The organism is Escherichia sp. TW09308 (genome assembly GCF_000208565.1).
Classification (GTDB): domain Bacteria; phylum Pseudomonadota; class Gammaproteobacteria; order Enterobacterales; family Enterobacteriaceae; genus Escherichia; species Escherichia marmotae.
On sequence record NZ_AEME01000001.1, the window covers coordinates 3,326,147 to 3,339,697 of the forward strand.

General features: G+C 52.3%; 10 protein-coding genes and 1 pseudogene. 2 read left to right on the forward strand and 9 right to left on the reverse strand.

The genetic code is table 11. From position 1 onward, the window contains the following. Positions 1-7 precede the first annotated feature (7 nt). Positions 8-886, forward strand: coding sequence for a U32 family peptidase (locus tag ESM_RS0115785; RefSeq protein WP_001517156.1), 879 nt, complete (start codon positions 8-10; stop codon positions 884-886). 80 nt (positions 887-966) lie between these two features. Further along, on the forward strand, positions 967-1,974 hold the full coding sequence (locus ESM_RS0115790; protein WP_000130417.1) for a luciferase-like monooxygenase: 1,008 nt from the start codon (positions 967-969) through the stop codon (positions 1,972-1,974). 129 nt (positions 1,975-2,103) lie between these two features. Here ESM_RS0115790 and mtr read toward each other — a convergent pair. The 9 genes and pseudogenes from mtr to infB all read right to left on the reverse strand — a co-directional run bounded on the left by mtr (position 2,104) and on the right by infB (position 13,542). After that, positions 2,104-3,350 (reverse strand): annotated as a pseudogene (mtr, locus tag ESM_RS01000000125070) (tryptophan permease). A 154-nt stretch (positions 3,351-3,504) separates the two neighbouring features. Next, positions 3,505-5,388, reverse strand: coding sequence for an ATP-dependent RNA helicase DeaD (gene deaD, locus ESM_RS0115800; RefSeq protein ID WP_010379192.1), 1,884 nt, complete (start codon positions 5,386-5,388; stop codon positions 3,505-3,507). Further along, a complete protein-coding gene (gene yrbN / locus ESM_RS1000000128485) occupies positions 5,381-5,461 on the reverse strand; it encodes a protein YrbN (RefSeq protein ID WP_010723222.1) in 81 nt (26 codons plus the stop codon). Before yrbN ends, deaD begins: the two co-directional genes overlap by 8 nt. Positions 5,462-5,567: 106 nt before the next feature. Further along, positions 5,568-6,452, reverse strand: coding sequence for a lipoprotein NlpI (gene nlpI / locus ESM_RS0115805; RefSeq protein ID WP_000802080.1), 885 nt, complete (start codon positions 6,450-6,452; stop codon positions 5,568-5,570). 108 nt (positions 6,453-6,560) lie between these two features. Further along, on the reverse strand, positions 6,561-8,696 hold the full coding sequence (gene pnp / locus ESM_RS0115810; RefSeq protein ID WP_000933928.1) for a polyribonucleotide nucleotidyltransferase: 2,136 nt from the start codon (positions 8,694-8,696) through the stop codon (positions 6,561-6,563). A 247-nt stretch (positions 8,697-8,943) separates the two neighbouring features. Next, entirely contained in the window at positions 8,944-9,213 is a 270-nt protein-coding gene (gene rpsO / locus ESM_RS0115815; protein ID WP_000059469.1) for a 30S ribosomal protein S15, read from the reverse strand. Between the two features lie 148 nt (positions 9,214-9,361). Next, a complete protein-coding gene (gene truB, locus ESM_RS0115820) occupies positions 9,362-10,306 on the reverse strand; it encodes a tRNA pseudouridine(55) synthase TruB (protein WP_000089692.1) in 945 nt (314 codons plus the stop codon). Then, positions 10,306-10,707 (reverse strand): 30S ribosome-binding factor RbfA, encoded by a 402-nt coding sequence (gene rbfA, locus ESM_RS0115825; protein WP_001040205.1) that lies wholly within the window; start codon positions 10,705-10,707, stop codon positions 10,306-10,308. The genes truB and rbfA overlap by 1 nt, the downstream gene beginning before the upstream one ends. Before the next feature lie 162 nt (positions 10,708-10,869). Continuing rightward, positions 10,870-13,542 (reverse strand): translation initiation factor IF-2, encoded by a 2,673-nt coding sequence (infB, locus tag ESM_RS0115830; protein ID WP_000133058.1) that lies wholly within the window; start codon positions 13,540-13,542, stop codon positions 10,870-10,872. Positions 13,543-13,551 lie beyond the last annotated feature (9 nt).

The following is a 13,551-nucleotide window of genomic DNA, read 5'->3' on the forward strand; positions in this document are numbered from 1 at the left end:
AAAAGCAATGAAATATTCCTTAGGGCCAGTGCTGTGGTACTGGCCAAAAGAGACGCTGGAAGAATTTTATCAGCAGGCCGCCACCAGCAGCGCCGACGTGATTTATCTTGGTGAAGCGGTATGCAGCAAGCGTCGGGCAACGAAAGTTGGCGACTGGCTGGAGATGGCAAAATCGCTCGCCGGAAGTGGCAAGCAGATTGTGCTCTCCACGCTGGCGCTGGTACAGGCCTCTTCCGAGCTGGGCGAACTGAAACGCTATGTTGAGAACGGCGAATTTCTGATTGAAGCCAGCGATCTCGGCGTGGTGAATATGTGCGCCGAACGCAAACTCCCGTTCGTCGCCGGGCATGCGCTGAACTGCTACAACGCAGTGACGCTGAAAATATTGCTCAAACAGGGCATGATGCGCTGGTGTATGCCGGTAGAACTTTCCCGCGACTGGCTGGTGAATCTGCTCAATCAGTGTGATGAACTGGGTATTCGCAACCAGTTTGAAGTGGAAGTCTTGAGCTACGGCCATCTGCCGCTGGCGTACTCAGCCCGCTGCTTCACCGCACGCTCGGAGGATCGCCCGAAAGATGAGTGCGAAACCTGCTGCATTAAATATCCGAACGGGCGCAACGTGCTGTCACAGGAAGATCAGCAGGTGTTTGTGCTCAACGGCATTCAGACCATGAGCGGCTATGTTTACAACCTCGGTAACGAGCTGGCGTCAATGCAGGGGCTGGTCGATGTGGTTCGCCTGTCACCGCAGGGTACAGACACTTTTGCTATGCTCGACGCCTTCCGCGCCAATGAAAATGGCGCTGCGCCGCTGCCGTTAACGGCTAATAGCGACTGCAACGGTTACTGGAAACGGCTGGCAGGGCTGGAACTGCAAGCGTAAGTAAATAGCTCACTTTGTTAACAACTTTAACTACTCTTTAATGCAGTATTAAAGATTAATCGGTAACAAAGTGAGCTGTTATGACTGATAAAACCATTCCGTTTTCGCTACTCGATCTGGCCCCCATCCCCGAAGGTTCAACGGCGCGAGAAGCGTTCTCCCACTCTCTGGACCTGGCTCGTCTGGCTGAAAAGCGCGGCTATCATCGCTACTGGCTGGCGGAACATCACAATATGACCGGCATTGCCAGTGCGGCGACATCGGTGTTGATTGGCTATCTGGCAGCGAATACCACCACGCTGCATCTGGGTTCCGGCGGCGTGATGTTACCTAACCATTCACCGTTGGTAATTGCAGAACAGTTCGGCACACTCAATACGCTCTATCCGGGTCGAATCGATTTGGGGCTGGGTCGTGCTCCAGGTAGCGATCAGCGGACAATGATGGCGCTGCGTCGCCATATGAGTGGTGATATTGATAATTTCCCCCGCGATGTTGCTGAGCTGGTGGACTGGTTTGACGCTCGTGATCCCAATCCACATGTACGCCCGGTGCCAGGCTATGGCGAGAAAATCCCGGTGTGGTTATTAGGCTCCAGCCTTTACAGCGCACAACTGGCGGCGCAGCTCGGCCTGCCGTTTGCCTTTGCCTCACACTTCGCGCCGGATATGCTGTTCCAGGCACTACAACTTTATCGCAGCAACTTCAAACCCTCCGCACGACTGGAGAAACCGTACGTAATGGTGTGTATCAATATCATCGCCGCTGATAGCAACCGCGACGCTGAATTCCTGTTTACCTCGATGCAGCAAGCCTTTGTGAAGCTACGCCGCGGTGAAACCGGGCAACTGCCACCACCGATTCAGAATATGGATCAGTTCTGGTCGCCGCCCGAGCAGTATGGCGTGCAGCAGGCGCTGAGTATGTCGCTGGTGGGCGATAAAGCGAAAGTGCGTCACGGTTTACAGTCGATCCTGCGCGAAACCGACGCTGATGAGATTATGGTTAACGGGCAGATTTTCGACCACCAGGCGCGGCTGCATTCGTTTGAACTGGCGATGGATGTGAAGGAAGATTTACTGGGATAGTGTGTTTTATTTTGTCGGATACGGCGGGAAGCCTTATCCGACCTGGCAACGCCGCCCTACGTAGACCTGATAACCGAAGCGCATCAGGCATTGTGCAGGCAGCAGAAATGTCGGATAAGGCACAGATGATTACTGATACACCGGCAGCAAATTAAAGCTCGATAAAATATGGATCAATGCATTGCCAATACCAAATAGCAGAATCAGAACGATCATCGGTTTGCCGCCCCAGACGCGGAATTTCGGGCTGCCAAAGCGTTTACGCGATGCGCGGGCCAGCAGAGCCGGAACAATTGCCGCCCAGATGGTAGCAGCTAAACCAGCATAACCAATGGCGTAGAGAAATCCGTTAGGGAACAGCAGGCCGGACCAACGACAGGTGGCGCAAAGGTCAACAGTGCCGTTTTAAAGCGCCCCAATGCCGAATCATCAAAGCCAAACAGATCCGCCAGATAGTCGAACAGGCCCAGCGTTACGCCGAGGAACGAACTCGCTACCGCAAAGTTTGAGAACACTACCAGCAGCAGATCCAGACTACGACTGTTCAGCACACCGCTTAATGCCTGCACCAGCACATCAATATTTCCGCCCTTCTCTGCAATGCCAATAAACTCCGGACGCGGAATGTTGCCCATCGTCGCCAGCAACCAGATGGTATACAGCGCCAGCGCCATCAACGTACCGTACACCAGACATTTCACAATGGTTTTCGGGTCTTTGCCGTAATACTTCATCAGGCTTGGTACGTTGCCGTGATAACCAAACGACGCCAGACAGAACGGTAGTGTCATCAGCAGATACGGTGCATAAGACGCATTGCTTTCCGCAACGTTGAACAATGTCGCAGGCTGCACATGCCCCAGCAAGCTACCGAAGGTGAGGAAGAATGTAATAACTTTCGCTCCCAACACAATCGCCGTCATACGGCTGACTGCTTTGGTGCTCAACCACACCACAAACGCCACCAACAGTGCAAAACCAAAACCTGCCGCTCTGGCCGGAACATTCAGCGACATCTCCGCGAAGGTGTGATGCAAAATAGAACCGCTGGCAGAAATATAGGCGTAGGTCAGAATGTAGAGCACAAAGGCAATAGAGATACCGTTGACGACATTCCAGCCTTTGCCCAGCAAATCTTTGGTGATGGTATCAAAGCTCGAACCGATTCGATAATTCAGGTTAGCTTCCAAAATCATCAATCCGGAATGCAGCATACAAAACCAGGTGAAGATTAGCGCCGCCATTGACCAGAAAAACCACGCCCCGGACATGACCACGGGCAAGGAGAACATCCCTGCGCCAATAATGGTGCCGCCGATAATCACCACGCCGCCAAGCAGCGACGGTGACGTTTGGGTGGTGGTTAGTGTTGCCATAAGGGCTTCTCTCCAGTGAAAAATAGTGCGACTGCGTTGTTATGTGTTGCACTGTACCAGTACGCGAGTACAAAAGAAATAAAAAAAAGCCCCAATCGATATGATTAGGGCTGTATATATTATTTTACAGAATGTATTCGCTGATCAGCGCGAATTACGCATCGCCACCGAAACGACGACGACCGGTAGACTCTTCACGACGCGGTGCACGGCCTTCGCGACGTTCGCCACTGAAGCGACGACCATCACCACGACCACCTTCACGGCGTTCACCGCTGAAGTTGCGACCGCCTTCACGACGCTCGCCACCGACACCACGACCACCACCACGACGTTCAGTTTGCGGCTGTGCATCGCCCAGCAGTTGCATGTTCATCGGCTTGTTGAGGATGCGGGTACGCGTAAAGTGTTGCAGCACTTCACCCGGCATACCTTTCGGCAATTCGATGGTGGAGTGAGAAGCAAACAGCTTGATGTTACCGATGTAACGGCTGCTGATGTCACCTTCGTTAGCAATTGCGCCAACGATATGACGAACTTCAACGCCATCATCACGACCCACCTCAATGCGGTACAACTGCATATCGCCAACATCGCGACGTTCACGACGCGGACGATCTTCACGGTCACCACGCGGGCCACGGTCGTTACGATCGCGCGGACCACGATCATCACGGTCACGGAACTCACGTTTCGGACGCATCGGCGCATCTGGCGGCACGATCAGAGTACGTTCGCCCTGTGCCATTTTCAGCAGTGCGGCAGCCAGAGTTTCGAGATCCAGCTCTTCACCTTCTGCAGTCGGCTGAATTTTGCTCAGCAGTGCACGGTATTGATCCAGATCGCTGCTTTCCAGTTGCTGCTGTACTTTAGCAGCAAATTTTTCCAGACGGCGTTTGCCCAGCAGTTCTGCGTTCGGCAGTTCTACTTCTGGAATGGTCAGTTTCATAGTACGTTCAATGTTGCGCAGCAGACGACGCTCGCGGTTCTCAACGAACAGCAGCGCACGACCCGCACGACCCGCACGACCGGTACGACCGATACGGTGAACGTAAGACTCGGAATCCATCGGGATATCGTAGTTAACCACCAGGCTGATACGCTCAACGTCCAGGCCACGGGCCGCAACGTCGGTCGCGATCAGGATATCCAGACGACCATCTTTCAGACGTTCCAGAGTCTGCTCACGCAGTGCCTGGTTCATGTCACCGTTCAGGGCAGCACTATTGTAACCGCTGCGCTCAAGGGCTTCAGCCACTTCCAGAGTCGCGTTTTTGGTACGAACGAAGATAATCGCCGCATCAAAATCTTCCGCTTCCAGGAAACGTACCAGCGCTTCGTTTTTGCGCATACCCCAGACAGTCCAGTAGCTCTGGCTGATGTCAGGGCGGGTAGTCACGCTGGACTGAATGCGCACTTCCTGCGGCTCTTTCATAAAGCGGCGGGTAATGCGACGAATCGCTTCCGGCATGGTTGCAGAGAACAGAGCGGTCTGATGACCTTCCGGGATCTGCGCCATAATGGTTTCAACGTCTTCGATGAAGCCCATGCGCAGCATTTCGTCAGCTTCATCCAGAACCAGACCGCTCAGTTTAGAGAGATCCAGAGTGCCACGTTTCAGGTGGTCCAGCAGACGGCCTGGAGTACCGACAACGATCTGCGGCCCCTGACGCAGGGCACGTAATTGCACGTCATAACGCTGGCCGCCGTAAAGGGCAACCACGTTTACGCCGCGCATGTGTTTAGAGAAATCCGTCATTGCTTCAGCAACCTGTACCGCCAGTTCGCGGGTCGGTGCCAACACCAGAATCTGTGGTGCTTTCAGCTCAGGATCAAGATTTTGCAGCAGAGGTAAAGAGAATGCTGCAGTTTTTCCGCTCCCCGTCTGGGCCATACCCAGAACGTCGCGGCCATTCAGCAGATGTGGGATACACTCTGCCTGAATTGGAGATGGTTTTTCGTAACCCAGATCGTTAAGGGCTTCAAGGATAGGAGCCTTCAGGCCCAGATCTGCAAAAGTGGTTTCGAATTCAGCCATGTAGTACGTGTGCCTCAAAATTAATGGCGGCCAGTCTACATAACTCATCATGAAATTGATCAGCAATTTTCATTGAAAAGTGTGAACCGGCTCAAAGTAGGTGTATTAACGAACAACAACGCCCTCACCCGTTAAGGTGATGGCAATCAAATAAGATTACGGGCTGATGTGTACGTCAGCTATTGCTGGTCCGATTCTGCCAGGTCATCTTGGTCCTGGCCCAGGAGCGATAATTCCAACAATGCGTATCGGTGCTCAACAAAGTTATGAACGTTGTTGGCAACCGCCAGTTTGAACAGTGCCGTGGCGCTGTCCAAATCCCCCAGACTTAGGTAGTACTTACCTAAATAGAAGTTGGTTTCACTGAGATGCTCAGCGAGCGAGGTGTTATCCGTTGCGTCCGCCTTGAGCCTTTCCATTAACGTTTGTTCGCTAATGTTGCCCAGGTAGAACTCGACAATGTTCCATCCCCACTGTTCCTTGTCCGATTTTTCGAAGTGCTGTTTCAACACTTCTTTAGCCTGCTTCTCATCGAGCTTCTGCTCAGCGAGATAAAGCCACAGACTACGGAAAGGATCATTGGGATCGTCTTGATAAAACGCCAGCAGATCATCTTGCGCTAACTTGTCACGACCGCCGTAATATAATGCGATCCCGCGATTCAAGTGCGCGTAGTTGTAAGTTGGATCAAGCTCAAGTACAGAATCAAACGCTTCATAGGCAGCATCAAAATTGCCTGCCTGCGTTAAATATATGCCTAAGTAATTGAATACTTCAGGCATATCCGGTCGGATTGCCAGCGCTTGCGAAAAATCGTTACGCGCTAATGCCCTCAGACCGAGACTATCATACAACACTCCGCGCTCATATAAAAGCTGCGCGCGTTCGTCATCGGTTAAAGCCCGACTGGCAAGGATCTGTTCCATACGTGCCAGAATCACTTCCTGCTGTAAAGTCGGTTGCAATGGTACTGCGAGGACTTCACTTTTACGCCAGGAAGTATTACTGCATCCTGCAAGCGTAAGTGCTGTCGCAACGAAACACCAGCGCAAAAAAGGCTTCATTTCCCACTCCCGAAGACCACGGTTGAATGAACGTCCTGTTCCCGGTTGCTAACAAGGCGTCCTGCCCGGTTAAAAGCCCCCCGTCAACGCGGAGGGCAAATGGCAACCTTACTCGCCCTGTTCAGCAGCCGGAGCTTCCGGTGCTACAGCAGGTTGAGACTGCTCAGTCGCTTCTTTAATGCTCAGACGGATACGGCCCTGGCGATCAACTTCCAGAACTTTTACCGGTACTTCCTGACCCATCTGCAGGTAATCAGTCACTTTCTCAACACGCTTGTCAGCGATTTGAGAGATGTGTACCAGACCTTCTTTACCGCCGCCGATGGCAACAAATGCGCCAAAGTCAACGATACGGGTCACTTTACCATTGTAGACGCGACCCACTTCGATTTCTGCAGTGATCTCTTCGATACGACGAATAGCGTGTTTTGCTTTCTCGCCGTCGGTCGCGGCGATCTTCACAGTACCGTCATCTTCGATTTCGATAGTGGTGCCGGTTTCTTCAGTCAGAGCACGGATTACAGAACCGCCTTTACCGATAACGTCTTTAATCTTGTCCGGGTTAATCTTAATGGTATGGATACGCGGAGCGAACTCAGAGATATCGCCACGCGGCGCGTTGATCGCCTGTTCCATTACGCCCAGAATGTGCAGACGCGCACCTTTAGCCTGGTTCAGCGCAACCTGCATGATCTCTTTGGTAATACCTTCAATTTTGATATCCATCTGCAGTGCAGAGATACCGTCACGGGAACCCGCAACTTTGAAGTCCATATCGCCCAGGTGGTCTTCGTCACCCAGAATGTCAGACAATACAACGTAGTTGTCGCCTTCTTTCACCAGACCCATTGCGATACCCGCAACAGCGGCTTTGATTGGCACACCTGCGTCCATCAGCGCCAGAGACGCACCGCACACAGAAGCCATAGAAGAAGAACCGTTGGATTCGGTGATTTCAGACACAACACGTACGGTGTACGGGAATTTGTCCATATCAGGCATTACTGCCAGCACGCCGCGCTTCGCCAGACGACCGTGACCAATTTCACGACGCTTCGGAGAACCGACCATGCCGGTTTCGCCTACGGAGTACGGAGGGAAGTTGTAGTGGAACAGGAAGGTGTCAGTACGTTCGCCCATCAGTTCATCAAGAACCTGTGCGTCACGTGCAGTACCCAGTGTTGCGGTAACCAGCGCCTGAGTTTCACCACGGGTAAACAGCGCAGAACCGTGAGTACGCGGCAGCACGCCTGTGCGCACATCCAGACCACGGATCATATCTTTTTCACGACCGTCGATACGCGGTTCGCCTGCCAGTACGCGGCTACGAACAACGTTTTTCTCGATAGCGTGCAGAATTTCACCCAGTTCGTTTTCGTCCAGGGTTTCGTCTTCAGCAAGCAGCGTAGCGATGGTTTCAGATTTGATGACATCAACCTGTGCATAACGCTCTTGTTTGTCGGTGATGCGGTAAGCATCGCTCAGACGAGCTTCAGCCAGTGCAGCAACGCGCGCGTTCAGCGCTTCGTTTACCGGCTCCGGCTGCCAGTCCCAACGCGGTTTACCGGCTTCTTTCACCAGTTCATTGATGTTCTGAATAACAACCTGCTGCTGTTCATGACCGAACACCACTGCGCCCAACATGACGTCTTCGCTCAGCAGTTCTGCTTCAGATTCAACCATCAGCACAGCGGCTTCAGTACCGGCAACAACCAGATCCAGTTTGCTCTCTTTCAGCTCATCCTGAGTTGGGTTCAGTACATACTGGTCATTGATGTAACCCACGCGAGCAGCACCAATCGGACCATTGAACGGGATACCAGACAGAGACAGTGCTGCGGAAGCACCAATCATCGCAACGATATCCGGGTTAACCTGCGGGTTAACAGAAACCACGGTGGCGATAACCTGAACTTCGTTGACGAAGCCTTCCGGGAACAGCGGGCGAATCGGGCGGTCAATCAGACGCGCGATCAGGGTTTCGCCTTCGCTTGGACGGCCTTCACGACGGAAGAAGCTACCCGGGATACGACCAGCAGCGTAGGTACGCTCCTGATAGTTAACGGTCAGAGGGAAGAAGTCCTGACCTGGTTTGGCTTTTTTCTGGCCAACAACGGTAACGAATACCGCGGTGTCATCCATGCTAACCATAACTGCGGCAGTGGCTTGACGCGCCATCATGCCAGTTTCCAGTGTAACGGTATGTTGGCCGTACTGGAATTTACGAACGATCGGATTAAGCAATGTAATATCCTTTCTCTTTCTTAGACAGCACCTTAACGGCACTGGTGTTAATACCCGATCTTCTGCGCATCCTCGCGACTAATGACAACCCTAACCCAGCCTGATGTGGGTAAAGCCTCTCATTAGCCGCGCGAACCTCTGCAACGGAAGATCATTCATAGCAACAATACATTAGTTTCCAGTGAATTGCTGCCATCAGCTTGAAAAAAGGGGCCACTCAGGCCCCCTTTTCTGAAACTCGCAAGAATTAGCGACGCAGACCCAGGCGCTCGATGAGCTGGGTGTAACGTGCTACGTCTTTACGTTTCAGGTAGTCGAGCAGTTTACGACGCTGAGAAACCATGCGCAGCAGACCACGACGGCTGTGGTGATCTTTTTTGTGCTCTGCAAAGTGGCCCTGCAGGTGGTTAATCTGTGCAGTCAGCAGTGCTACCTGAACTTCGGTAGAACCGGTGTCGTTTGCACCACGACCAAACTCAGAAACGATTTTAGCTGTTGCTTCAGTACTTAGAGACATTTTAAAACTCCAAAGTATATAGAATGAAAGGACGCCGATCTCTAATTCAGCGATCCCAGTGTACGTTACGTAAAGTGTTAAACAATTTACGCGACGTTAAGCGGCAGTATTCTACTCGTAGCGACCTGTTATCGCAAGATGGATAGCATTACGCCGGGTATTCAACCACCAGGCGACGAGGCGCAACGCGGCCTTCATCGTCAATTTCGCCCATACCGATAAACTTACCGTTTTCACCTTCTGTAACACGAACCAGCCCTTCCAGTGGCGCACCGGATGTACGAACCGGGTTACCATTTTTGAAGTAAACAGAAGACGTTAGCGGAAGATTCACCACCGGGTAGTCCGAAGCTGGACTGTCCATTGGCATCAGTAATGGATCAAGTAATTGTGCCGCCGAAATACCCTGCTGTTCGGCTTGCTCGACAAGTTCACGCAGATGTTCCAGAGTCACCATTCGTTCAACCGGATATTTGCTTACAGCCAGACGGCGCAGATAAATCACATGTGCGCCACAGCCAAGTTTTTCACCCAGGTCATCAATGATGGTGCGGATATAGGTGCCTTTTGAGCAATGAATTTCCAGCTCCAGTTCATTGCCTTCGTGACGAATAAACAGCAACTCATAAACGGTAATCGGTCGTGCTTCACGAGGCACTTCAATGCCCTGACGCGCGTACTCGTACAGTTTTTTACCCTGATATTTCAGCGCAGAATACATCGAAGGGATTTGTTCAATATCGCCACGGAATGAATCGAGTGCCGCCGCCAGTTGCTCTGCACTAAAGGTTACCGGGCGCTCCTCAACGATTTGTCCGTCTGCGTCAGAAGTATCAGTACGCTGTCCAAGACGCGCAATCACCCGATAACGTTTATCAGAGTCCAGCAGGTACTGGGAAAACTTCGTCGCTTCCCCGAGACAAATCGGCAACATGCCGGTCGCCAGCGGGTCCAGCGCGCCGGTATGTCCAGCACGATTGGCGTTATAAATGCGTTTCACTTTTTGCAGCGCATCGTTGCTGGACATACCCTGCGGTTTATCCAGCAACAAAACGCCGTTAATGTCGCGGCCGCGACGACGAGGACGACTCATTAGTCCTCCTTGCTGTCGTCCGGATTAACACGACGTTCTTCGTCATGCTTAACCACACTGGTCACCAGGTTTGACATACGCATCCCTTCAACCAGTGAGTTGTCGTAGAAGAAGGTCAGTTCCGGCACGATACGCAGGCGCATCGCTTTACCAAGCAGGCTGCGGATAAAGCCGGAGGCTTCCTGCAACGCTTTGATGCCCGCTTTTACCGCATCTTCATCTTTGTCGTTGAGGAAAGTTACATACACTTTGGCATAGGCCAGGTCACGAGACATCTCGACACCGGAAACGGTGGTCATCATGCCCAGACGAGGATCTTTAATTTCGCGTTGCAGGATGAGAGCGATCTCTTTTTGCATTTCCTGCGCTACGCGCTGCGGGCGACCAAATTCTTTCGCCATAATAAATTCTCCTGACAAAAAAGGGGCCATAAGCCCCTTTTTAAAATTAATTTCAGGTGGAAGGGCTGTTCACGTAGGCCTGATAAGACGCACGAGCGTCGCGTCAGGCAACGGCTGCCGGATGCGGCGCAAACGCCTTATCCGGCCTACACCCAATCAACCTTAGGCAATCGTACGCTGAATCTCGATGATTTCGAACACTTCGATCACATCGCCAGTGCGCACGTCGTTGTAGTTCTTAACGCCGATACCACACTCCATACCGTTACGGACTTCGTTAACGTCATCTTTGAAGCGGCGCAGGGACTCCAGCTCGCCTTCGTAGATAACCACGTTGTCGCGCAGAACGCGGATCGGGTTGTGACGTTTAACCACACCTTCGGTAACCATACAACCTGCGATGGCACCAAATTTCGGTGATTTGAACACATCGCGAACTTCCGCCAGACCGATGATCTGTTGTTTCAGTTCCGGAGAGAGCATACCGCTCATCGCCGCTTTCACTTCATCGATCAGGTTATAGATGACGGAGTAGTAACGCAGATCCAGGCTTTCAGCCTCAATCACTTTACGCGCAGAGGCATCAGCACGGACGTTGAAGCCAACCAGAATCGCGTTGGATGCAGCCGCCAGGGTCGCGTCGGTTTCGGTGATACCACCTACACCAGAACCGATGATCTTCACTTTTACTTCGTCAGTAGACAGTTTCAGCAAGGAGTCGGAAATCGCTTCTACAGAACCCTGTACGTCAGCCTTCAGAACGATGTTCACTTCATGAACTTCGCCTTCAGTCATGTTGGCGAACATGTTCTCCAGTTTAGATTTCTGCTGACGCGCCAGTTTAACTTCACGGAATTTGCCCTGACGATACAGTGCAACTTCACGTGCTTTCTTCTCGTCACGTACAACGGTAACTTCATCACCCGCTGCCGGAACACCGGACAAGCCGAGGATTTCCACCGGAATGGACGGACCTGCTTCCAGTACTTCCTGACCCAGTTCGTTACGCATTGCACGAACACGACCGTATTCGAAGCCACACAGAACGATGTCACCCTTGTGCAGAGTACCTTCACGTACCAGTACAGTTGCAACCGGACCACGACCTTTATCGAGGAAAGATTCGATGACCGCACCGCTCGCCATCCCGTTACGTACGGCTTTCAGTTCCAGGACTTCGGCCTGCAGCAGGATCGCATCCAGCAGTTCGTCGATACCCGTACCCGCTTTTGCAGATACGTGTACGAACTGGCTTTCACCGCCCCACTCTTCCGGCAGGATGCCGTACTGAGACAGTTCGTTTTTAACGCGATCCGGATCGGCTTCTGGCTTATCGATTTTGTTCACTGCAACCACCACAGGCACACCTGCCGCTTTCGCGTGCTGGATTGCTTCGATGGTCTGCGGCATTACGCCGTCATCTGCAGCAACAACCAGAACTACGATGTCAGTTGCCTGCGCACCACGTGCACGCATTGAAGTAAACGCGGCGTGCCCCGGGGTGTCCAGGAAGGTGATCATGCCGTTTTCAGTTTCAACGTGGTATGCACCGATGTGCTGGGTAATGCCACCCGCTTCACCAGAAGCCACTTTCGTTGAACGAATATAGTCCAGCAGAGAAGTTTTACCGTGGTCAACGTGTCCCATGATGGTCACAACCGGTGCACGCGGTTCAGCCGCAGCACCTGTATCACGGTCACTCATTACCGCTTCTTCCAGTTCGTTTTCACGACGCAGGATAACTTTGTGGCCCATCTCTTCGGCAACTAACTGTGCGGTTTCCTGGTCAATGACCTGGTTGATGGTTGCCATTGCACCCAGCTTCATCATCGCTTTGATGACCTGAGAGCCTTTAACCGCCATCTTGTTAGCCAGTTCGCCAACAGTGATGGTTTCACCAATCACGACGTCACGGTTAACAGCCTGAGCTGGTTTCTGGAAGCTCTGCTGCAGCGAAGAACCTTTACGTTTTCCGCCTTTACCACCACGTACTGCTGCGCGCGCTTCTTCGCGATCAGCTTTAGATTCAGAATGTTTATTGCCTTTCTTCGGACGTGCTGCTTTCGCGTTACGGCCACGGCCACGACCGCCTTCGACTTCACGATCGCTTTCGTCTTCTGCCTGGCGAGCATGTTGAGAGGTGGTAACGTGATAATCACTGGAATCTTCAGTCGGTTCCGCGTTATCAGTCCATTTGTTTTCTTCCGCCATACGACGTGCTTCTTCAGCAACGCGACGTGCTTCTTCTTCGAGTTTACGACGTGCTTCTTCTTCAGCTTTGCGCTTAAGCTCTGCAGCTTCCTGCTCACGGCGGGCTTTTTCAGCCTGGGCGGTTTTAGTCATATCGTCTTGTTGATTGCTCACTTTGTCTTTTTCCGCAGCTTCACGTTTTGCTTGTTCAGCGGTTTCACGTTTCGCTTGTTCTGCGGCCTCACGTTCAGCTTTTTGTTGCGCCTCGCGTTTGGCCGATTCTTCTGCCTCACGACGGGCTTGCTCTTCCGCTTCACGCTGCGCTTGCTCTTCCGCTGCAAGGCGTTCAGCCTCTTGCGGATCGCGTTTCACAAAGGTGCGTTTCTTGCGGACTTCGATTTGTACCGATTTACTTTTTCCACCGGTACCAGGAATGTTAAGGGTGCTACGTGTTTTACGTTGCAGCGTTAATTTGTCCGGCCCTGAATTTTTCTGATTCAGGTGGTCAATTAAAGCCTGTTTCTCTTGTGCGGTCACAGAGTCGTCAGCAGACTTCCGGATACCTGCATCAGCAAATTGCTGTACCAGGCGTTCCACGGAGGTCTGTCGCTCTGCGGCCAGCGTTTTAATCGTCACATCTGTCATGCTGTTCCT